16 protein-coding genes are annotated in these 23658 nt (G+C 50.1%); 11 read left to right on the top strand and 5 right to left on the bottom strand.

Annotated elements, in window-relative coordinates; genetic code table 11:
- Nucleotides 1-114: 114 nt before the first annotated feature.
- On the bottom strand, nt 115-732 hold the full coding sequence (locus NIA71_RS07785; RefSeq protein WP_253020112.1) for a TetR/AcrR family transcriptional regulator: 618 nt from the start codon (nt 730-732) through the stop codon (nt 115-117).
- 295 nt (nt 733-1027) lie between these two features.
- On the opposite strand from NIA71_RS07785, the gene NIA71_RS07780 reads away from it, so the two are divergent.
- Complete coding sequence (locus tag NIA71_RS07780) at nt 1028-2293, top strand: MFS transporter (protein WP_148397229.1); 1266 nt, start codon at nt 1028-1030, stop codon at nt 2291-2293.
- 115 nt (nt 2294-2408) lie between these two features.
- Nucleotides 2409-3041: an HAD-IB family phosphatase gene (locus NIA71_RS07775; RefSeq protein WP_253020111.1), complete on the top strand. Its 633-nt coding sequence runs from the start codon at nt 2409-2411 to the stop codon at nt 3039-3041.
- Here NIA71_RS07775 and cyaB read toward each other — a convergent pair.
- The 4 genes from cyaB to NIA71_RS07755 all read right to left on the bottom strand — a co-directional run bounded on the left by cyaB (nt 3005) and on the right by NIA71_RS07755 (nt 7868).
- Nucleotides 3005-3577, bottom strand: coding sequence for a class IV adenylate cyclase (gene cyaB, locus NIA71_RS07770; RefSeq protein ID WP_253020110.1), 573 nt, complete (start codon nt 3575-3577; stop codon nt 3005-3007). The genes NIA71_RS07775 and cyaB overlap by 37 nt on opposite strands.
- Nucleotides 3578-3830: 253 nt before the next feature.
- Nucleotides 3831-5678: an ABC transporter ATP-binding protein gene (locus tag NIA71_RS07765; protein WP_253020109.1), complete on the bottom strand. Its 1848-nt coding sequence runs from the start codon at nt 5676-5678 to the stop codon at nt 3831-3833.
- Nucleotides 5662-7407 (bottom strand): ABC transporter ATP-binding protein, encoded by a 1746-nt coding sequence (locus NIA71_RS07760; protein WP_253020108.1) that lies wholly within the window; start codon nt 7405-7407, stop codon nt 5662-5664. Before NIA71_RS07760 ends, NIA71_RS07765 begins: the two co-directional genes overlap by 17 nt.
- Nucleotides 7404-7868 (bottom strand): MarR family winged helix-turn-helix transcriptional regulator, encoded by a 465-nt coding sequence (locus NIA71_RS07755; protein WP_253020107.1) that lies wholly within the window; start codon nt 7866-7868, stop codon nt 7404-7406. Before NIA71_RS07755 ends, NIA71_RS07760 begins: the two co-directional genes overlap by 4 nt.
- Before the next feature lie 324 nt (nt 7869-8192).
- Between NIA71_RS07755 and NIA71_RS07750 the strand changes: the two genes are divergently transcribed.
- The 9 genes from NIA71_RS07750 to NIA71_RS07710 all read left to right on the top strand — a co-directional run bounded on the left by NIA71_RS07750 (nt 8193) and on the right by NIA71_RS07710 (nt 23588).
- Nucleotides 8193-9632, top strand: a complete 1440-nt coding sequence (locus tag NIA71_RS07750; RefSeq protein WP_148397235.1) for an MFS transporter — start codon at nt 8193-8195, stop codon at nt 9630-9632.
- Nucleotides 9633-9648: 16 nt separating this feature from the next.
- On the top strand, nt 9649-11289 hold the full coding sequence (locus NIA71_RS07745) for an amidohydrolase (protein ID WP_148397236.1): 1641 nt from the start codon (nt 9649-9651) through the stop codon (nt 11287-11289).
- 279 nt (nt 11290-11568) lie between these two features.
- A complete protein-coding gene (locus tag NIA71_RS07740; protein WP_148397237.1) occupies nt 11569-12966 on the top strand; it encodes a sigma-54 interaction domain-containing protein in 1398 nt (465 codons plus the stop codon).
- Between the two features lie 240 nt (nt 12967-13206).
- Complete coding sequence (locus NIA71_RS07735; protein ID WP_253020106.1) at nt 13207-14643, top strand: MFS transporter; 1437 nt, start codon at nt 13207-13209, stop codon at nt 14641-14643.
- A gap of 13 nt (nt 14644-14656) precedes the next feature.
- Nucleotides 14657-15787 carry a P1 family peptidase gene (locus NIA71_RS07730; protein ID WP_148397239.1) on the top strand — a complete coding sequence of 377 codons (1131 nt, stop codon included), beginning with the start codon at nt 14657-14659 and terminating at the stop codon, nt 15785-15787.
- A gap of 11 nt (nt 15788-15798) precedes the next feature.
- Nucleotides 15799-17067, top strand: coding sequence for an MFS transporter (locus NIA71_RS07725; RefSeq protein ID WP_253020105.1), 1269 nt, complete (start codon nt 15799-15801; stop codon nt 17065-17067).
- Between the two features lie 80 nt (nt 17068-17147).
- Complete coding sequence (locus tag NIA71_RS07720) at nt 17148-18644, top strand: DNA-3-methyladenine glycosylase 2 family protein (protein WP_253020104.1); 1497 nt, start codon at nt 17148-17150, stop codon at nt 18642-18644.
- Nucleotides 18645-18699: 55 nt separating this feature from the next.
- Nucleotides 18700-19284: a methylated-DNA--[protein]-cysteine S-methyltransferase gene (locus tag NIA71_RS07715; RefSeq protein ID WP_148397242.1), complete on the top strand. Its 585-nt coding sequence runs from the start codon at nt 18700-18702 to the stop codon at nt 19282-19284.
- A 479-nt stretch (nt 19285-19763) separates the two neighbouring features.
- On the top strand, nt 19764-23588 hold the full coding sequence (locus NIA71_RS07710; RefSeq protein ID WP_148397243.1) for a PAS domain-containing protein: 3825 nt from the start codon (nt 19764-19766) through the stop codon (nt 23586-23588).
- Nucleotides 23589-23658: the final 70 nt, after the last annotated feature.

The raw sequence follows: 23658 nt of genomic DNA, 5'->3' as shown, positions 1-23658 counted from the left end.
TTCAGGCAGATTGGCAGCAAAAAAGGCCAGAAATCATCGCTGGGAAGGCTGTCAGGAGCAAATCGCGATGATTTGCTCCCGGCCCCGGGACCTCGGTTGTGGATGAAAAAAGGGTTATGGACGGTGCCCGGGATGAGCGATCTGAAGCTCCAGCACCTCGTCCAAAATCCGGTTCAGTTTTTTGCGACAGAATTCGGGCGTGTACTGATCGATGTTGGACCATTCAAACTGGGACATCAGGTAGACGCCCATAATGATATCGACAATGTCCGACGTTTCGATATCGTTTCTCAGGGAGCCCTGGTCCTGGCCTTCCCGGACCAGATCTTCGAAGATGCGGATCATATTGACTCTGGTGGCGTACAGGGGGCTTCCTTCGCAGGAATTCAAATAAGTGATCTTCCGGGAGAGGCTGATGTAGGGGATGGCGTCAAGGATAAACACCTCAAGAACGCGGCGTATTTTTTCAACCGCGTTTTTTTCATGGGCCAGATCGTTGGCAACCAAATCCCGAATCTGCCCCAGCTCCTCTTCGGCGATTCCGATCAACAGGCTTTCCTTGCTGGGAAAGTAATTATAGAGGGTGGCCTTGGACACTTCCGCCCGGTCAGCCACATCCTCAATCGTTGTATTTTCATAACTTTTGCTGCTGAACAGCCGGCGTGATTCCCGGAGGATCCGCGCACGGCACTTTTTCTTGTTCAAGGCCCTGCGAGATAATTGCTCTGTCATAGGCGGACGCGCCTCCCTTCCCTCAGCTTCACAATCCTTTGCAACCAGCCGTATCTCAACCGAAGACAAAACGAAGCCTTCCCAATACTACGCTGCTTTTACAGCTATTTTACACCAAATGAAAAAGCGAGACAACATCCAATGTTGTACTTGACACAAAATTTTGACTACAGTATAATTAAACTGAAAATTTAAACAGGTTTGAGGCTTTATGCAGGGCTGCGAAAGACTTGGATTATGATTGGAACAGAAAAGAGGAGTGAGGACTCACCCCTCTGGAGGGAAGTGAATAACAATGAAAGAACAAGATTACCGTGTATATGGCTATCGATGGGTAGTTCTGGCGATTTACGGATTGTGTACCGGCGTCATCCAGCTGATGTGGACGACGTTTTTCTCAATCACCACAGACGCATGGAAATACTACGGTTTTACCGATGCGACCAAAGGCGAGAGCGCCATCAGTCTCTTGTCCATCATCTTTATGGCGGGGATGATCATCATTTCCATCCCGTCCCTGGCTGCCTTCGAGCGGTTCGGGTTTAAAAAAGCGGTGGGATTTGGCGTCGTTCTCACCGGAATCTGCGCCCTGCTTAGAGGAATCTTCGGAGAAAGCTATGCTTTGGTTCTGGCTGTGACCATCGGCTTTGCCATTGCCCAGCCGTTCCTGCTCAATTCACCGGGACTTGTTGCAGGTAAATGGTTCCCCGAACGGGAGCGGGCTACGGCCAACAGCGTAGGACTGCTGTGCAGCTATTTTGGTATGTGCGTAGGACTGCTTTTAACACCGCTTCTTTTGGAGGCGGGCATGACCATCCGCCAGATGCTGCTCACTTATGGGGCGGTCGGCATCGTGGCCGCGGCGCTGTTTGTCATCTTTGTTAAGGAAAAGCCGCCGACACCGCCGTGCTCTGAGGATGAGGCCGTGCGCTCCGACTTTAAAGAAGGCATTCGGTTCGCCCTCAAGAAAAAGAACTTTATTCTGGCCCTGCTGATGTTCTTCTGCGTATTCGGCGTCTTCAATACCTTCTTTACCATGATTGAACCGATCCTGCGCAGCCTGACCAACGAAGGCGTAGATGCGACTCAGGTGGGAATCATCGGTGTCATTATTTTGGGAATCGGCATTATTGGCAGCTTGATCATTTCGCTTATTTCCGATAAAGATAAGCTGCACAAGAGGCTGCCCTATATGATCATCGTCAATATTATAGGCTGTATCGGCTTCGCCCTTTTCCTGGCTATGAAAGGATTCGGCGGATTGACTGTGGCCGCGGCTCTGTATGGATTCTTTATCGTAGGAGGCGCGCCGCTGACCCTGACCTTTGCTGCGGAGTCCTGCTATCCGACCTCGGAAGGCACATCGGAAGGACTTTTGATGTTTGCCGGAAATGTGGCGGGCGTTATCTTCCTCGGCGGAGCGGCTCTCTTCGGCGGAAACCATAGAATGCTGATGTTCGCCATGATTGCGGTCACCATCTTCTACATTGTGCTGATGTTCTTCGCAAAAGAAGTCAAATTGGAGAAGAGGAAAGAGGAGAAGGAAAAAGGGATTTCGTAAAAGGCAGATCCTACATAAAACAATCACAGATAAGGTATAAATCAGAAACGAACAACACATAGTAACGGAAACAAGGAAATTCTTGTTTCCGTTTTGTTGAAAAAAGGGAGAGCGTATGTACGATAAAATTTTGTTTATAGACTTTGATGGGACCATTACGTCGGAAGAAACCCTGGACGGGGTTCTCCGGAGACTGGCGCCGAGGGAGCTGTATGAAGAACGGGCCAGACAGATGATGTCCGGGAAATTGACGCTGGCCCAGGTTGTGCGGGAAGGATTTGAATCCATTCCGTCGGATAAGTTTCCGGCAATTATGGAGTACCTGGACACAGTGCCAATAAGGAAGGGCTTTACGGAACTTTTGGACACGGCGGATCAGCGGGGCATCCCTGTAGTAGTTATTTCAGGCGGGCTGCGGCAGATGATTGAGAGGAAGATCGGTCACCTGAAAGATCGGCTGCTGGGTATGCATTATGTGGATTTGGATTTGTCCGGCCCTTATATGCAGCTTCGTTCCGACTATGAAGAGGGCGCGGAAATTCTGGCAAAGACCAGGGTCATGGCCCTTTACGACTATAAAACCGCCATGTGCATCGGGGACAGCTATACGGATGTCAACATGGCGGCCAAGGCCGACGTGGTCTTTGCCAGGGACAAGCTGGCGGAAATCCTGGACCAAAAAGGAATTTCGTATACGCCATGGAATGACTTTTACGATGTGGCGGCGGCCATCAAAAGCTCCAAATAGGATTGCCGCAGAAGGTTTTCCTTCGGAATTTGAAAAGAGGCGAGTAAATCGAGAAGCTGATCGATGACCGCTTCTTTTTTTGTGGTTTCATCTTTTTCTACCTGTTCCAGTTCGATAAAAGAGCCAAGACCGTCTACCTGGTCCAGACAGATGGTGATGTTTTCGCGGTGATAGTATTCCCGCTTCTTTCGCACAGTCATGACCTCCGTATACCCTAGTTTTTTCAAAAGCTCTCTCATGACAGAAAAATCGCCCACGGCCGTTTCCAGTTCCGGGCGGGTCTGGGAGCGGTTGTCCACTTTGCTGCCTTTATAGGTAATGAAGGTTTTAGCAGCCGGACTGTCCGCAGACAAAACAAGACTCTGCCTCAGCCTGAGAGCCTCGTCGGTCTTGCGGAAATCCCGGTCGTTTCCATTGAAGTATAAATCGGTTTCTTCTTTGCGCAGACCCTTGGTGAAGCCTGTTTCTTTTAACGCATCTCTCAGCTGGCCGGTATTGATCCCCGAAAGAGATGCTTTTAATTCGATTTCTAGCATGCGATCACTCCTTTTTTCTTTTTATTATAACGCAAACTTCGCCTCAGCAGATGGCTTTTTCCCCATTATTGGCAGAACATTTCACGATATTCAACCCGTGGCCTTGCTGCTTTGCCCCAGTCTATGCCTGGTCCCTCAAAACGACCGGGGCAGCGACCGTTCGAAATGCAGTGATTTGAAACCAATGTCCATATAAATTCAGCCCGTTTTAGTTGCAAAAGCCCAAATTGGGCGTTTACTCCCATCTCCTAAATCACGACCCCGCGAACTGGCTGTTATAAAGTTCAGCGTAGGTTCCGCCTGCGGCCAGCAGCTGATGATGATTTCCCTGCTCCACAATGTTTCCCTCCTCCATGACAAGGATCAAATCAGCATCTATGATGGTAGAGAGACGATGAGCGATGACAAAACTGGTGCGGTTTTGCATCAGATTCCTCATGGCTTTTCCAATCTCGATTTCCGTGCGGGTATCCACGCTGGAGGTGGCTTCGTCCAGAATGAGCACGGCCGGATCGCAGAGCACCACCCGGGCGATGGTCAGGAGCTGACGCTGGCCCGCGGAGATGTTTTCCATGTCATTGCCCAGGATAGTGTCATAGCCCTTGGGCATGGTATGGACAAAGAAATCCACCCTTGCGGCTTTGGCGGCCGCGACGATCTCATCCATAGTCGCGTCCGGTTTTCCATAAGCAATGTTTTCCGCGATGGTACCGCTGAACAGCCAGGTGTCCTGTAAAACCATTCCAAAGTTGGAGCGCAGATTTTGCCTGGTCATGAACGCCGTGTCCGTTCCATCTAAAAGGATTTTGCCGCCATTGACTTCGTAAAAGCGCATTAAGAGATTGATTAACGTTGTTTTTCCTGCTCCCGTTGTGCCGACGATGGCGATTTTCTGCCCCGGCTTTGCCGTAAAGCTGATATGTTCCATCAGAATTTTCCCCCTCGAATATCCGAAACGCACATTGCGAAACTCCACCAATCCCCGTGCATCGGTGATTTTTAGCGGCTTTGGCGGGGATTTTTCCATTTCCAATTCATCCAGCATATCGTAGACCCGTTCTGCGGAAGCCAGCGCCGACTGCATGGAGTTGACCACATAAGAGGCTTCGGTCATCGGCTCCGCCGCCTGGTTGAGATACTGGAAAAACGCCTGGAACACGCCCACGGTCAGCATGCCGTTGATCAGCAGGTTTCCGGCAAAGACAGCGATCAACACCTGACCGAACCGATTTACCATGCGGATAGCCGGATTGATGGCATTCATAGCAAAATCGGTTTTTTCCGTTGCCTGAGCCATTTCCTCATTGGCCAGGTGCATCCGCTTCGCGCTTTCCTCTTCCTGGTTAAAGGATTTTATGATGGCCCGCCCGGTGTAATACTCTTCTACCAGCCCGGTCACCGTACTCATGGTCTGCTGACGGGCTCCGGCATATTTGAGGGTGTATTTGGAAAACCAGCGGGTCACCACCATGGAAAGCACCATGAAAGCAATGAAAATCAGGGTCATTCCAATATGGTAACGCAGCATCATCACGATTGAACCGCCGATGAGCCCCACAGAAGTAAATAGCTTTAGAACGCCGGTCTGCAGGGCTTCCGACATTTTATCCAAATCATTGGTAAAACGACTGAGAATGGCGCCCGTTTTATTGGTATCGAAAAAAGACAGGGGCAGCCGGTTGAGTTTTTTACTCAGTTCCGTACGGAAACGCAGGCTGAGCCGCTCGGCAAAACTGAGCATTAAAAAAGATTGCAGGGTATAAAAGACCCAAGCGCCGATATACATAAGCAACAAAAGAAAAATTTCCAGTCCCCCCTGCTGCCAGGTGATGCGAAATGCTTGACCGATGGCCTGGGAGGCTTTGATATTCTCCCACAGAAGGTTGACGATACCGGCGCTGTACCAGGGGGCAGCAATGGAAAGGGTTGTATTCAGGGCAACGGAAATCAGCACCACAATCAGCCGCAGGCGCTGATCCTTGGCGGTATGCATAAGCCGTTTCAGGGTGTGGAGCCCGTGGCTGGGCTTTGCCACATCCAAACCGTCTCCGAAAAGAGTGTCGTTATTTTGCTCCGGCCGGTTGTCACGATTGTTTTCCATTGGATTCTTCCTCCTTTGTCTGAGATTTTGCGATGTCCTGGTAGATAGGGCAGCTTTGAAGCAATTCATCGTGGCGTCCCAGGCCCGCGATTCTGCCGTTCTCCAGAACCAGGATCTGGTCGGCGTTGACGATGGTGTTGATACGCTGGGCGATGATCAGCACGGCGCTGTTTGTTACCGCTGAGGCCAGGGCACGGCGCAGATTGGCGTCTGTTTTGAAATCCAGGGCGGAAAAGCTGTCGTCGAAGATATAAAGGTCAGCCTCCTTCATGAGAGCCCGTGCAATGGAAAGACGCTGCTTCTGGCCGCCGGAAAAGTTGGCCCCTCCCTGGGAGACACGGGTCTGCAGGCCGCCGGGCAGTTGATGTACAAAATCGGCCTGTGCGATTTCCAATGCGCGATTCATCTCTTTTTCTGTTGCCTGTTCCTTTGCATAGCGCAGGTTATCTGCGATGGTGCCGGAAAACAGCCATGCTTTCTGGGGTACATATGCGATGTGCCGGCGCAGATCCTGCTGGGCCATATTGCGGATATCTTCTTCATTGATCAGCACAGCGCCCTCCGTCACATCGTGAAAGCGCAGCAGCAGTTTTGCGATGGTGGATTTACCGCTGCCTGTGCTGCCGATAATAGCAGTGGTTTCGCCGCGGCGCAGAGCAAAATCAAGGCCCTGCAGAGTCGCTTCCTCGGCATCGGCAAAACGAAAGCCGGCTTGTCTGAAACGGCAGACCACCTCCGTAGGGTGAGGGGACGGCGCCTGGAGCACCCTGGCGCCGTCGCGGATTTCCGGATGGTGGGAAAGGACCGCGTGGATCCGCTTTAGACATACATTGGCCCGGGGCAAGAGGATAATGACCATCTGGGCCATGATCAGATAAAAGAGGATCAGCAGAGCGTACTCCGTCAGAGCGGTGATGTCTCCAATTTCCATCATACCGGCGCCGATCCGATTGCCTCCCAGCCAGAGGATGCTTACAATACAAATATTCATAGTAAAGAAGGCCAGACTTTCCAGGGCAAAGAACAACCGATTGGCCCGAATGGCCGATTCCGCGTAATCTTCAAAGGAGCGGCGCATCCGCTTTTCCTCGTAAGGCTCTTTGTTAAAGGCCCGGATGACCCGTACGCCTGTGATGTTTTCCCGCAGCACCACATTGATCCGGTCGAGAAAGGCTTGCAGCTTTTCAAAGATCATGGAAGCCTTTCTGGTGATAAAGACTGCGGCAATCATGACAACGGCCGTCATGGCGATTAAGAGGAATCCCATGAACCGGTCGATGGAAAAAGCCATGATGACACCGATGACGCACATCATGGGAACCGGCAGGACCATCTGGATGGTCCATACGAAAGCCTGCTGAACAATGTTGACATCGTTCAGCGTCCGGGTGATCATGGAACCAGTGCCGAACTGTTCAAAATCATAGGCGGAAAAGGCAAGGGATTTATCATAAAGGGCGTTGCGTATGTCTCTGCCGATTCTCGCCGAAAGGCGGGCGCAGAGGAAACTTCCCAGCAGTGTGCCCGCACCAGAAATCAGCGCCGCTGCCAGCATCAGAATTCCCTTTTGTATCATGAGGTTCATATTGGCGCTGCCAACACCGATGTTAATCATGTCAGCAACCAGGGTAGGAATGTACAATGCGCCGGCCACATCCACCAGCATCACCAGCAGGGTAAAAAAACAAATACCTTTATATGGTTTTAGAAATCGTAATAAGGCTTTCATCGGTCAGGCTCCTTCCGTTCTCTCATATTATCTTCCAAAGCGGATTTCAGACAGGCGCCGAAATAGTCGAGAACCTCTATGAAATCGATGGAATAACGACGAATCGTTGCCTCCAGCGCCATCTTTTCCGCTGCGTAGATGGGGCTTAATACTTGTTTGGCATATGCTTTTCCTTCTTCGGTCAGGCATACATTCATTTCGCGCCGCTTGCCGGGGATATGGGTCATGGTGAGATGACCCGCCGCTTCTGCCTGCTTGATGGCCGTGTTCAACGTTGTTTTGGGGAACCCCCATTCCTCGCAAATCTGCTTTTGAGAATGGGCGTCATCGTCATCCAGGGCATAAAGGAGCCACAATTCTGATTCCTTGACGCCCATTATTTTTGTATTGGAACAGTAGGCTTCATCAATACTATTCAGCGCAACCGTAAACTTCCGCATCATTTCCCGTATATTATTCATAGTACATACCTCTCTTTTGTTATAATACGATTTCGGATTACTAAATTATAATACGAAATCGTATTATTGTCAACAACAGAAAACATTTTTCAAATTTGAGTTGAAACTTCCGTACTCTCCTTTCAGCTTACGCAAAAATAGGTCTTAGTTGCGATAATGCATCATAATACATGGTCAAGATATGGAGAAAAGAAGAGAGAATAGTCAGAAAAATACGAAATATAACAAGTGAATGATTTCAATAAGTTGCAAGATTATATAAAATGAGTATGACTAGTTGAATATGAAATATTTCTTAACAGTTCATTATTGGGAGGTGTCTTAATGGAAAAATTACAAAACGCTCCAAAAGTATCCTTTGGAAAGAAAATCGGCTATAGTGTGGGAGGCGCGACGGATACGCTGGCATATGACTTTATTGCTGCGTTCCTGCTCTTCTTCCTGACAGACTTCGCAGGGGTGAGTCCGGTATGGGCCGGAAGCATCATCACCATCGGCGTTGTATGGAATATGATTATGGACCCGATCATCGGGAACCTGGCCGACCGGGCAAAGGTGACCAGATTTGGAAAAAAGAGGACTTTCTTGCTGATCGCAATCATACCTATTTTTGTTTCTTATTTACTGTTATTCACAAGAATAGAAAGCTTTAGTACCGGAACGGCCAATATCTATTTCCTGATCATGACCCTGCTGTTCTGGATGTCCTATTCCTGTTTCTGCATTCCTTACTATTCCATCGGCGCATCCATGACCATGGACAACGAGGAACGGACCAAAATCAGAATGTTGTCCCAGATTATTCAGTACGTGGGCGTTTTCTTCTCCACCGTTGCCCCCACCATGTTCGTGTCCTTTTTCAAGGGATATGGATTCTCCGACTACAATGCGTGGCATTATACGGCATGGATCGAAGGCGCGCTGTGCGTGTTGACCCTGATTATCGTATTCCTGTCCACCAAGGGCATCGAGCTCAAGTTTGAAACAGCGGAGGAAGAAGAAAAGAGCGGATTCTTCAAGGACTATATTGAAGTGCTGAAAGTAAAGCCTTACTTGCTGATGACACTGTCCTCTCTGTTTTTCCGTATCGGCTACTGCCTGTTCCTGACAACGATGGCCTACTTCTTCCTCTATGTAGTGGCCCTCAGCGAAATGCAGATGAGTATGTGCACCATGATCATTTCCTTCGGCGGAATTATCGTTATCGCCATTTTGATGAAACTGGTGGAACGGATCGATAAGACCAAGCTGTACTGCGTTCTGGTCATCGCATCGGGAATCGCCATGATCATTTTCAATTTTGTTGAAGTCAATTCCATTGGAATCGCATGCCTTCTGGCTACCTGTTATGTAATCGGTTCTTCCGCATACTGGTCCATGAACATGCCGATCATGTACGATTCCATCGAAGTGGACGAATTCCAGTGCGGAAAGAGAAGAGAAGGAACCATGACTTCCGTATATCTTCTGTGCCAGAAGGCCGGATACGCCATCGCGGCCGCTGCCATCGGCGCAGTGCTGGCCAACGTCGGCTACGACGAAACCCTGGGAGCAGCCAACCCAGAGAACGTACTTAACGCCATTCAGATGATGTTCTGTCTGGTATCGGGAATCGCTTTCGTGCTGAGCGGTGTTGTAATCTTCTTCTATCCTCTGAAACAGGATGTTTACAAGAAGATGTACACTCAGCTGGAGAATAAACGTGCGGGCAAAGAATACAATACCGAAGGTTTCGCCAACGTTTTAAATAAAAAATACAGATAAGGAACGGGGTGAAAAGATGTCAAAGAATGATGTACAGGATGTTTTATTCAAGAACGGAATGATTTATACCGTGGATGAGAAGGACAGCTGGGCGCAGGCTGTCGCCATCAAGGGCAATCAGTTCACCTTTGTCGGCAGCAATGAAGAGGCCCAGTCCATAAAGGCCGAAAAGGTGGTCGACCTGGAGGGGAAAATGGTGCTCCCCGGTTTTATCGAGGCCCATGCTCATGTGACCTGGGCATCCATCGATGCGGTGTTCAAAGTAAGCTTGTTCGGCGGGGAATGCGCGGACGATTATCTGGCGGCAATCCGGAAGTTTGTGGAGGACCATCCGGACCTTCCGGTATATGAAGGCGCGGGCTGGGAAAACCCCATGTTCGAAAAGACAGGGCCGTCCCGCAAACTGCTGGATGAAATTTGCAGCGACAAGCCGATGATGATGTGGTCCCACGACAAGCATTCCCTGTGGGTCAATACCAAGGCTATGGAAGTGTGCGGAATCGACAAGGATACCCAGGTTCCGGCCGGTAATATCATTGAACGAGAAGCGGACGGAACGCCCAAAGGAACTCTGAGGGAATTCGCGGCCATCGCTCTGGTGGATCCGATCAAACCGGTATTTTCAAAAGAAAACTATAAGCAAGCCATTACTTGGGTGCAGAAGCATTTGGCCCAATACGGAATCACTTCCATGCTGGATCCGATTTTGGATTTGGACGAGAACAGCATTCCGGCTCTGCTGGAAATGAGCAAAGACGGTGAGCTGATCTGCAAGATGAGAGGCGCATACCGCAGCTTTGAGAACGATCCCTATAAACATATCGATCTCTATGAAAAGACCAGCGCGGCGGCCGATTCCCATATGTTCCAGCTCAATCAGATGAAAATCATGGCCGATGGAGTCATCGAAGGAAAGACCGGGTATTTGAAAGAGCCGTACACTGGCGAAGAGGAATATCGGGGCGATCCCATTTGGGACTATGATGTGCTGGCGGAGTTCTGCAAAAAGGCAGACGCCTTAGGTCTGGATCTTCATTTCCATGTGATCGGGGACGCGGCTGCGGCCATGGTCCTGGATGTTCTGGAAGGTATAGAACAGGATAATCCAAAACGGGAGCGGCGGCCGGTCATGACACACCTGCAGGTGGTGGATGCGGCGGATTACAGACGCCTTGCAGCGCTTAACGTTACGGCGGTGACCAACCCTTACTGGCACTTTAAATATAGAGGATTCTTCGAGGACATCGAGGTTCCTTATCTGGGAGAACGGGCGTATCGGGAATATCCCATGAAGAGCCTGATGGATGCGGGAATCCGCCTTGGCGCTGCCAGCGATTATAACGTGACGCCCATACCGGCACCGCTGCGCGGCATCCAGATCGGCGTTACGAGAGTAGGGCTGGATGAGGATTCTTCGGATATGGATTGGGTTTTGGCACCGGAAGAGCGGGTGTCTGTTGCGGATTTGGTGAGGGCCTTTACCATGGGCAACGCCTATGCCTGCCGGCTGGACGACATTGCAGGCTCCATTGAAGAAGGCAAATGCGCGGATATGGTCATTCTCGAGAAGAACCTCTTTGACCAGCCGGTGGATGATATCTATAAGGTGAAAGTGTGCCAGACCATCTCGGAAGGCAAGGTGATTTACGAAGGATAGGCGGACGGCCTTTAAGAAGTAACATTCAATAAGCCGATCTACGTCTACGAAAAAAAGGAAAGGCCTCAAAGGGCCTTTCGGCAGCTGCGATTGCACTAGTTCTGCGATTTTTGAAGAATTAGTGCAATTTTTTAATGCATCCAGGGGACGAATTCTAACCAAAACCCCAAGCAGATACTCCCGCCCGCAAGCCCCTTTTTATGAAAAATGCGCCAAATATGATATACTATAGATATAATCGTTAGAGAAAAGAGCAGCTATACATGAGGCGGCAGGAATATGGATAAAAAACAAAACCTTACACTTGAAGATTGCCTGTTGATTCTGGATCATATACAGGGATTGGTTGTGATCGATAAAAAGGGACGTACCCAATATTTGTCCCCGGATATGAAGGAGCGGCTGAAACGTTTCGGCGCTTTTTCGGATGATACGGATTATATCGGAACAGACATTATGTCCATTCACCCGATGACAAAAATAACTAGCGCATTGAAAGAAGACGGGGATGAAGAAATCGTATTTTACATGGCATCCGGGCTGCCGAATATGGCCAGGATCAAGCCTCTGATCAGAGATGGGAACCTGATCGGGGCCATAGATTACGACCTTCTTACTTCACAGGATTGGGAGGGGTTTATCAAAAGCACGGAGCAGGCATCGACAGGCGGCGGATTGAACCTGCAGGAAAATCTATTGGCGCTGATGAATAAATCCCTTGAGAAGAAAGAAACAAGATACAACATCGATACGATCATAGGGCAGAGCGCCAGGATGATGGAATTAAAACAGGAGATACGCAGAGCCGCCTATTCCGATTCACAAGTTCTGATTCGAGGCGAGACGGGAACCGGAAAAGAACTGATCGCAAACTCCATCCATCATTTATCCAGGCGGGCCAACGGACCACTGATCGAAGTGAACTGTGCCGCGATCCCCGAATCCCTCATCGAATCCGAGCTGTTCGGATATGAACCGGGAAGCTTTACCGGGGCTCGAAAGGAAGGCAGCAAGGGTTTCTTTGAAATGGCAGACAAGGGAACTCTCTTTCTGGATGAAATTGATCAGCTCCCTTACCATGCCCAGCCAAAACTTCTGCGGGTGCTGCAGGAAGGCGAAGTGGACCGCATAGGCGGAGCGAAAGTTTCGGTGGATGTGCGGGTGATCGCAGCCACCAACAAGGACCTGAAAGCAATGGTAGCCGATAGAGCTTTTCGGGAGGATCTATACTATCGTTTGAATGTGATCAAGATTGAGTCTCCGCCCCTGAGAGAGCACAAAGAAGATATCCGGCTGCTAGTAAGGGAGCATCTGGAGAGGCTTAACAGACAGGCCGGATACAAGAAGGAGCTGGACGAGACTGTTTTCGAATTGTTCTATGCCTACAGCTGGCCGGGCAATATCAGGGAACTATTTAACCTGCTGGAGCGAGGGTTTGCCATGTCGGTCAACAACAAAATTACGGTTAAGGAGTTTGACGAGCTGTTCCTTGAGATCATAAAGTCCTCGCAGAGCACCGAAGGAAAGACCCTTCAGGCCATAAGAGATGAAGCGGAAAGAGAGGCAATTAAGAGGACGTTAGCGTTTTTTGAGGGGAATAAAAGTAAAGCGGCCGCCCAGCTTGGAATTACGCGGGGCAATCTCTACCATAAAATCAACAAATATGGATTAGAGTAGTGTGCTATTTTCTTGCAGTGTAAGAAAATAATACACCTGGCCAAAACCTCAAAAAGAATTAGAAACATATAGAAAGCGAGAATCAGGTGTCTTTTTTTCTGACACCTGATTTTTGCTGTATAAAATAGATGCTGAAATTTCAATCTTTTCAGACATCGGAAGATTGGCATGGACCTTGCGTATGATATTGGTAGTTTGCAAACGATGGTTATCGCAGGATTCGTAAAGGAGGAGTGGATCATGGAAGGTTCAAGATCGCGCTTATTAAAATTCAAAACCTATTTTTCGTATGCCGTAGGGCAAATACAAGATGGGATACCTTATAACTTTATCAATTACTATTTGCTGCTATTTATGACGGATATGGCGGGACTCAATCCGGCTGTTGCAGGGACGATTCTGTTTATCGCCGTTATCTGGGATGGGATTACCGACCCGGCAGTCGGGTATATTTCGGATAACCTCCGTGGAGGAAGAGGCAAGAGAAGGCCCTTTATTCTAGGAGCGGCAATACCGGTGCTGCTCTGCATGCTGCTGCTCTTTGCGCCGTTTGAACTGCCGGAATGGTTGAAGTTCCCTTATTATTTAGTTGCAACACTGCTGTTCTGGACATCCTATACCTGTTACAGCATCCCCTTCAATTCTTTCGGAGCTGAAATTGTAACGGATACAAACGAAAGAAATAACATGAAGACAATCTGCGGCTTTTTTCTCTATTTCGGAGTTTGGCTCGCTACGGCAGGACCCCAATTTATCCAGTCCATTACAGCGGGTATGGGCATAAGCGAGAAGACAACCTGGTTTTATGCGGCTTTGTTCATGGGGCTGATTGGAACGCTTGCGGCATTTTTATGCTGGTTTATGACAAAAGGTGTGGAAAAAACCCAAATTAAAGAAGAACTTCCTGAAAACCGGAGAGGTCTGGGGGAAGCGATCAAAAATGTTTATGCCAGCTATAAGCTTTTGCTGAAAACAAAATCAGTACGGATCATCTGTCTTATGGCGCTGGTTTACAATACCTTCTTTGCAGTAAAGGCCACGGGCTTTGTATATCTTATGGCAAATAACCTGACCCTGGATTCGGCTATGCAGGCATTGTTCTGGACCATTGCGGCAGTTTTGAATTATGCAGTGCTGCCTGTGCTCAATCTCATTGCCAACAAGCTCAGCAAAAAGACCACCTTTATATTGATGTGGGCGCTGATGATCGCCTTTGCGCTGATATTCGCAGTTGTTCAGATTTCGTCCTTCGCCGTTCTGGTGGGATACCAGGTAATTTTCGCCTTTGCCAATGTGTGCTTCTGGGTCATAGGATATTCCTTAGCATATGACTGCGTGGAAGTTGTAGAGTTTCAGCACGGCGAGAACAAAAGCGGCGGAATCGTGGGACTCTTTACCCTCTGTCAGAAAGTTGGGTACGCCATCGGCGGCTGGATGGCAGGCGCGGGACTTACGATCATAGGATATGACGCGGCTGTAGAAGTGCAGTCCGGCAAGGTCCTCATCGGCATCAACACGCTGATGACGGCTGTCCCGGCTGTGATCCTGCTGATCGGGCTGATCCTTATGATTCGCTTCCCGATCAACCGTATCAAGCATCGCAAACTGCTTGCGGCGCTGGAACGCAAGAAAAAAGGTGAAGAATACTCAACAGAAGGCTTTGAAGATATTTTTTAAAGGAGGAAGAACAATGAGAGCAAGAGATTTAGGAATACCCTTTGATGGGATATGCGGTGAAAACAACGCGATTACGGATGTCGCCGGAGTGGAGGTGGGCTACACGACCATTATCAGCGGCGAATCCACAGAAGATACAACTTATGATTCGGATTTTGCCAGGACCGGGGTAACGGCCATACTTCCCAGAGGAAAGCAGAGGAGCGCAGTATTCGCAGGAAGACACGATCTCAACGGAAACGGCGAGCTGACCGGGACCCACTGGGTAGACGATTCCGGCTTCCTCCACGGTCCCATTATGATCACCAATACCCACAGCGTTGGGATCGTGCGTGAAGCGGCTTCCAAATGGATGATTAAGAATGATTATTTCTTCCCATTGTGGTATGATGGAGAAGAAGTACCGGGATTTGGTTTTTTTTACCCAGTTGTGGGAGAAACTTTTGACGGCGTGCTGAACAATATTAACGGCTTTAAGGTGAAAGAAGAGCATGCCCTTGCAGCAATTGAAAATGCCCGCGGCGGAGCGATCGAGGAAGGCAATGTAGGCGGCGGAACAGGAATGCGGTGTCATGGCTTTAAAGGCGGCACAGGAACAGCTTCCCGTGTGATAACAGATATCCCGGGCAGAGTGTACAAGGTGGGCGTATTGGTTCAGGCCAATCACGGAACGAGAGAAGAGCTTCGCATCAAGGGAATCCCCTTTGGAAAAGAGATAAAAGGCTTTGAACAGGAACTACCGGGCCTTGGTCCCAAACCGGGAGATGGCTCGATCATTGTCATAGCTGCCACCGATGGTCCTCTGATGCCTTGGCAGCTTTCCAAGCTTTGCAAAAGAGTTCCCCTGGGGATCGGAAGCCTCGGCGCAGGGTGCCAGAACGGATCGGGGGATATCTTCCTGGCCTTTTCCACTGCAAACCCCGGAGCTTTCAGCAAGGATACCGTAAAGGTGGAGATGCTTTCCGATGAACAGATTGATCCTTTTTACAGAGCCGTGGCCCAGGCCGTTGAGGAGGCGATTTTAAATGCCATGGTGGCGGCGGAAACCATGGAAGGGCGCAATCGCAACAAATCTTACGGCATCCCTCACGATCAGATAAAAGCGATCCTGAAAAAATATGAAATAATATTTGACAGGCCCTAAAGGAGAAGAAGATGCTTTCAAAAAAATCGCGAACTTTAAAGGATAACGAATTTCACCCTGTACAGCTCAGGGTGTTCTTCGTCATGATAACCCTGTACACCTTTTATTTTACGTGCAATAACAATCTGGGCGTTGCTGCCAGCGAAATACAGCAGAGCTTCAGCCTGAACAATGCGCAGTTCGGGGTACTGTTCACGATTTTTACCCTTGGTTTTGGCTTGGGACAATTTGTTTCCGGATATCTTGGGGATCGATACAGCCCAAAGATGCTCATGTTCATAGGGGCCATAGGAGCCTCCTGCGCCAACATCGGCTTTGGCCTTTCCTCCAATATGACCGCCTTTTCCATTTTATGGGCGATCAACGCCGTATCCCTGGCCATGGGCTGGTCTCCCGGGTGCAGCATACTGTTTCGGTGGATACCGAAAAAAAGGTGGGGACTTTTCATGGGGTTTTTTGATGCCTTCGCATTTCTTGGGGGCATCATTATTTATCCGGTCGCCGGATTTGCCATATCCTACCTGAGCTGGCGGGCGGCTTTCCTTCTTCCGGCAGCCCTGTTAATTCTATGGACGGTGGTTTTCTTCCTATATGTAAAGGACACGCCCCAGCAGTACGGTTTTACCGTGGAGTGGGAAGAGGATCTTTTAAAAGAACCAGTAACCTGGAAAGATTATGCTGCTGTTTTAAAGAACTCACTGATCATCCTAGTTTCCCTGTCTGCCGTGTGCAGCCAGTTTGTTCGATGGGGCCTGGTCAACTGGATCATCAAAATCCTCACTGCGGACGCTGATAACGGAGGGTTTGGAATCGCCCTCGTGCTGGCTACGATCATCGCTTCTTCCATGCATTGGGGCGGAGCGCTCTTTTCCATAGGGCTTGGGTACCTATCTGACACAGTATTCAAGGGCAGCCGGTGGCAGACCATCTTAATGGGGTTTGTGATCAGCGGCGGTAGCCTTCTGGCGATTTATTTCTGGGGACACGCGCTTCTTGATCTGCCGGGCGGCACCGTTCTTCTTGCGCTGCTGTTGTTCCTTGCGGGCGGCTTTATCCAGGGGGTTCAGGCGCCGCTTTTTAATCTGCCGGGAGATATCCTTGGAACCAGGCTTGGCGGCACGGGTGTAGGCATTATCAACGGCTGGTCTTACATGGGAGCATCCTTTGCAGGAGCCGCCCTTGGGTTTGTCATGGACAGCTGGGGACTCATGTCCTGCATCCTGCTGATGGCAGTCATTTCCTTTGGCGGAGCTTTTTTCATAGCCTTTGTGAAACGGTAATGCGGCCCGGTGTATTCATGTCCGAAAATGGCGAGACATAAGACCGGCAATCGTTTACAATAAATCACAGAGGTGATGATATGGATATCAATTCGAAAAAAGCATTATATGAAGCGTTCAAATCGCAGGACGCCAGATTTGACGGACAGTTTTTTGTCGCAGTTTCATCCACCGGAATTTACTGCCGGCCCGTTTGCCATGGCAAAATGCCCAAGTTTGAAAACTGTACCTTTTTCAAAACAGCGGCGGAAGCGGAGCAGGCCGGGTACAGGCCGTGTCTGGTCTGCAGGCCGGAGCTTGCTCCGGATCATTCCTGCGCCAATCTGAACGAAACGGCCGTTTGCGCCGCTAAATACATAGAGGAAAATTGCAGCAGGGGGATCGGGGTCAGGGAGCTGTCTGCTGTGCTCGGCTGTTCGGACAGGCATTTGAGAAGGCTGTTCAAAGAAGCTTATCATGTTACACCCGTCGAATACCTTCAGACCTGCCGCTTGCTTTTGGCGAAAAAACTGCTCACTGAAACCGATTTGTCTGTGCTGGATGCGGCGATGGCTTCCGGCTTTGGAAGCGTGAGACGGCTCAACGATGCCTTTCGAAACAAGTACAAATTATCGCCAACCGCTCTGAGGAAAAAGCAGAATTCCGCTGCCTGCACCGGCGGGCAAATCAAGGTGGGGCTGGGGTACCGGGCTCCATACCAGTGGGAGAGGATCCTGCGTTTCCTCGGAGAAAGGGCCATCGACGGCGTGGAAGTGGTCAAAGATCAGAAATATTATCGGACTGTCCGGCAAACGGACAAGGATGGCCGCCCTTTATATGGCTGGATCTGCGTTGAGCATGTGGAAAAAAAGAGCGTTCTTGCCGTTACCCTGAGCGAAAGCCTGCTGCCTGTATTATCGCAGGTTTTATCCCGGGTGAAGATGCTCTTTGACCTTGACTGCGATCCCAATGTCATCTATGAGCGACTAAAAGGACTGAATCAGGTAAAGGAGCATGCTTTCTTGCCAGGGACCAGGCTGCCCGGCTGCATGGATGAATTCGAGCTGTGCCTGCGGGCGGTTTTGGGACAGCAGATCACAGTCAAGGCGGCGCGGACTCTCGCGAAAAGGGTTGCTGCCGCCTTCGGAAAAAAGATTGAAACCGGGATCGGCGGATTGGAGTATGTTTTTCCAGCTCCAACGGATATGGCCAGTTTGGCAAAGCCCATTGAAGACCAGCTGGGGCCATTGGGCATCATCGCTTCCAGAGCCAGAGCGATTGAAGAAATCGCGTCAATCTTTGTGAAACATGAAATCGAGTGGGGTTTTATGGCCGATCCGGATCAAGTGAGGAAACGTCTCATGGAGATTCGGGGTCTCGGACCCTGGACCGCCAATTATATCGCCATGCGGGCGCTGGGGTATCCGGATGCCTTTTTGGAAACAGACGCAGGTGTGAAAGAAGCGATGGAAGGATATACGAAAAAGGAAATCGCAGCCATGTCGGCGGAATGGAGTCCTTGGAGGAGTTATGCTGTGATGGGGCTGTGGAACAGTCTGGAAGATAATGAAAAATGTAATCACGGATGCCAGAGATGAAGCTCCTTTGGATTCCAACCGTTATTTTGAACGATAATTTACATAGGAGGATTGTATGTATTACACGACAGAGTATAGGTCGCCGCTGGGGGAAATCGTTATCGCAGCGGATGAAAGGGGGATCGCCGGGCTTTGGCTGGAAGGGCAGAAGTATTTTGAGGATATGGGAGATGCCAAAGCTACGGCCAGAGCAAAAGCCGAAGGCTTTATTTCCGCCAGCGAGGGGCAGAATCCACAGATCCAGGAAATCTTGAAAAAAGCTGCGGACTGGCTGGACCGGTATTTTGATGGGGAAACGCCGGAAATTGAAGAGCTTTCACTCGCTCCCGCAGGAAGCGAGTTCCGGCAAATGGTGTGGCAGATCCTCTGTGAAATCCCCAGCGGCCAGACGACAACCTACGGCGAAATCGCTAAAAAAGTGGCGCAGCGCACAGGAAAGAAAACCATGTCTGCTCAGGCTGTGGGAGGAGCAGTAGGCCATAATCCCATTTCGATCATCATTCCATGCCACAGGGTTGTGGGCACCAATGGAAGCTTTACTGGGTACGCCGGAGGGATCGATAAAAAAATCGAGCTATTGAAATTGGAAGGCGTGGATGTGAGCGGATTTTTTGTGCCTAAGAAGGGGACTGCGCTGTAGCAGTGCGGCCAGCGCCAGTTCTCGGTTCTAGTTATCTGGTGTCAGTTCCCGACGCTAGTTCCAGGCAACTGCTCGGGAAAAAATCGAAAAATGAAGCGAGAATTTACGCAGTTTTCAACGATAGAGGCCACTCAAATTTGGCAGGAGGCCGCCCGGGCCGCGAGCTTCTGGGATCAGGCCCCGCGACCTCACAACTTTGCGAAAAAAATGCCGGTTTTTACAGAAATTTTCCGCAGGCCGCCTTGAGGTTTCCCGGAATCAGTGGCGGTAGCGGTTAGAAGGCAAAGCAGCAGCCTACCTCCACACATGGGAAAAACATCCAAACTGTATAAAAACTAGAAACACCTTGGAATTTCCCGCCTCTTTTGATAAACTATAATAAAAGCTGCTCAAGTGGGCAAAACGACAATAACCACCGCCCAGTAAAGCGGATCAGCGGCTCCCCCGCCAGGCGGGAATAATGGAAAGAGGTGCAGAAGATGCAGAATAGCAACGCGGCCCAAATAACACGTACATTTTTCGACGCCTATCTGGTGCGGCGGGACGTGGACGACACCCTTGCCTGTTTGACAGAGAGTGTACAATGGGGAGCCATGGGAAAATCAGAACTGATCGATGGGCGTGTACAGGCGGAACAGGCACTGTGCGCAGAGTTTGCATCAGCGCCGGAGTCCTGCCGAGTTGAATATGAGCATATTGAGGAAACTTTGATTACAGATGGCTGCGCAGCAGTACGGCTTACAGCATCAGTCTATCCGCCGTCAAAAGGAGCCGGGACTATCCGCCTTACAGCATATACCGTTTGTATTGAGGATGGGGACGGAAAATGGCGGATTGTCTCTATCAATGGCCTGGCACCGGGAAGCGGAAAGGATGAAAAGGATATGTTTCCGACAAATCCCCTGGGCCAGCGTGAGATGGAACACAATATGGGTGTAAAATCTTTGGATATCCTGGGCCAGAATATCCCCGGCGGCATGATGGGCGGCTACTTGGAGCCGGGATTTCCACTTTATTATGTGAACAACTATATGCTTGACTATTTGGGATATACTTACGACGAATTTGTGGACGCGATCGATGGACTGGTTATTAACTGCATGCATCCTGCGGATCGGGCGCAGGTCGATGCCCAAGTCGATGAGGCGTTCCAGGAGGGAAAGCCCTATGAAATTCAGTACCGAATGCTGAAAAAGGACGGCAGCTATATCTGGGTCAATGATGTGGGGAAAAAAGACTTGTCCGAGGACGGGCGGGAAATCTGCATCAGCGTTATCCGGGATATTTCGGCTGAGGTTGAAGCGCGGGAGCGGCTGGAAAAGCAGGCTGCCCGTTATGACCGTCTGTTTCAATCCGTGCTCACCGGTATTGTACAATATCGTGTGAACGATCGCGGAGTGACATTCAAAAATGCCAACCTGGAGGCAATTCGTATCTTTGGCTATACGCCGGAGGAGTTCTGGGCAAAACAAGACTGGGATCTTCCCAGCCTGATTGCAGAGGAAGATCGGACACGCATATTGGCGGAAATTGGAAGGCTTCAAAATCCGGGCGATATGAACCCCTTCGAATACCGGTTGATCCAAAAGGACGGCACCCCTTGCTGGATCATCGGCAGAGCCGAAATTATTTTAGACACAGACGGTGAACAGGTGTTTCAGAGCGTGTTCATGGACATCAACGAATGGAAGCTGGTAGAACAGCGAAGCGAGCTTCTGGCCGAACAAGTGGAGGTCAGCAACCAAATCCTTCATTTGGCCTTGGAGCATACGACGACCTGCGAGTTTTATTATTATCCACAGACCGGTATCTGCACGATGCCGGAGAGAACCTGCGCCATTTACCACTGCCGGAACCGATACACGGATATGCCCGGGAGCTTTGCCCTGGAGGCAGTGGACGAAAAATCCCGCCCCGCATTCTATGAAATGTATGAGCGCATTCACCGGGGAGAGCGCACCGCTTCCTGTGAATTTCGGGGATGGAACGGGGCTTTCTGGTGCCGTGAAACACTTTCCGTCGTCCGCAGCAGTGAGAGCGGCGCGCCTCAGCTGGTCATCGGTATTGTGGAGGATATCACCCGTCAAAAGGAGATGGAACAAGAGCTGGATGAAGCCAGATCGCGGGATCGTCTGACCGGCCTTTTCAACAAGGAAGCAGGAGTTCAGCTAGTTCAGCAGTATCTCAACAATCGGCCGGCAGACGAACACGGCATACTGATGCTGCTGGATATGGACGACTTTGAAAGCATCAATCAAAAAGAGGGCAATACCTTTGCAGATGTCATTCTTCAAGAAGTGGCCGATCTGCTGCTGACTGAGACGGGAACGGACGACATCCAGATTCGATTGGGCGGCGATGAATTCATGCTGCTGCTCAAAGGCTGCGATAAGGCCGGCGCTGCTGTCATCGGCCCGCGAATCGCCGGGCTTGTTCAAAACATTCTGGCAAACACGGAGCGGAATATCCGCGTTTCTGTCAGCATCGGCATGTGCAGTACCCAGGTGACAGGGGAGTACAACGCCCTTTATCGATGCGCCGAAAGTACGCTCAGGTACGTCAAGGAACATGGAAAGGGGCAGGCGGCTTGCTATTTAGACACCTCCCATGAAGCGGGCATGCTGCTGACACAGCTATACACCGATGAATACAACGTCAACGATATCGAGCCTGATTCCGCCTATGCGGGCGAGGATTTGGCGTCGTTTGCTTTGGATTTTTTGGGAAAAGCGAAAAATCTGGATGACGCGGTCAGTCTGCTGCTGGCGCGAATCGGCAAGACTTGCAGCTTTGATCGAGTTTCCATCATCGAAGCCAATCGAGCGTACTTAACATATCGTTTTTCCTATCAATGGGCAAGACGGCGCAGCGACCTGCAGCTGGGCGAAGACTTCTACGTTTCTGACGAAGACTTTGATATTTGCTCAAATATGTACGATGAGGACGGCCTTGCCGACCACAATGTACGGGAAGGCATTTCCCAAATCGCCTCCTGCCTCCATGCCGGCATTTGGGATTACGGCGAGTATGCGGGCTCCATGAGTTTTGAAGTGGATCGGGAAGGATTTACATGGACGAAGGCGCACCGGGAGCTTCTTAAGTCGTTGGTGAAAATTGTTCCATCCTTTATTATGAAATCGAAAGCAGATGCAGTAAGCAGGGCCAAGACAGATTTTCTTTCCCGGATGTCCCATGAGATACGCACACCGATGAATGCCATCAGCGGCATGACCACCATCGCTAAGAGCGTTGTCAACGAACCTGATAAACTGCTGGATTGCCTGGAAAAGATCGAGTCGTCCAACGTATATCTTTTAAACCTGGTCAATGATATTCTGGATATGTCCCGCATTGAGAGCGGAAAACTGGAGTTGAGCCTGGGTACGCTGAATCTTGCAAAAATGCTGGGCAGTCTGGAATCTCTGTTTCATGCTCAAGCTTTGGAAAAAGGAATTACCCTGTGCGTGAAAGACAACCGAGTTGAGAATCGACTGCTTCGGGGAGACAGCCTGCGGCTCAACCAGATTTTGGTGAATATCATCGGAAACGCTGTTAAGTTCACAGATCAAGGAAGCGTGTCCGTACGCGTGGAGGAGCTGGAGACCGAGCCCAAGAACGTCCTGCGCTTTTCCGTCAGAGATTCCGGTATCGGAATCGATCCTGCAGTCTTATCTCGTATTTTCAATCCTTTCGAACAGGCGGAAGCCAGCACGGCTTCTCGCCGGGGCGGCACGGGACTGGGGCTGTCCATTGCCTACCGATTGGTCCAGATGATGGGAGGCGTTCTGGAAGTTCAAAGCGAGATGGGAAAAGGTTCGGAGTTTTTCTTCACCTTAACCTTTGATTATGTTTCTGAGGTGGTTCCAAAACCCGCAATAAAAGAAGCGGCTTTGGGGAGGGATTTCCACGGCCGGCGCATTCTGCTGGCAGAAGATAATGAGCTCAACCGGGAGATTGCCCAGACGCTCCTGGAAATGAACGGATTCACTGTAGAATGTGCAGCCGACGGGCAGCAAGCCCTTCACCAGTTCCGTGATGGAGCGCCGGGCCGATTTGACGCAATCCTCATGGATATCCGTATGCCCGTGATGGACGGTCTGGAAGCCACCCGGCGTATCCGTACCTCGGGCAGGCCCGACGCCAGAACCATTCCCGTCATTGCCCTGTCTGCCAACGCCTTTGACGAGGATTCCAAAAAGTCTTTGGAAAGCGGCATGAACGGACATCTTTCCAAGCCGATCGAAATAGAGAAGCTGCTTGAGGTGCTGCAGGAGTGTATCGAAGATCGTACAAAAGATATTTGACCGCAGGGGATTCCTTTCTATCCGCAAAATAACCACCTGAAAACAGCAACATAGTTTCCTCCGATAGTGG

The organism is Ihubacter massiliensis, assembly GCF_024125305.1.
Classification (GTDB): domain Bacteria; phylum Bacillota; class Clostridia; order Peptostreptococcales; family Anaerovoracaceae; genus Hominibacterium; species Hominibacterium faecale.
The sequence above is the reverse complement of the archived record's forward strand: the minus strand, read 5'-3'. Positions and strand labels throughout refer to the sequence as shown.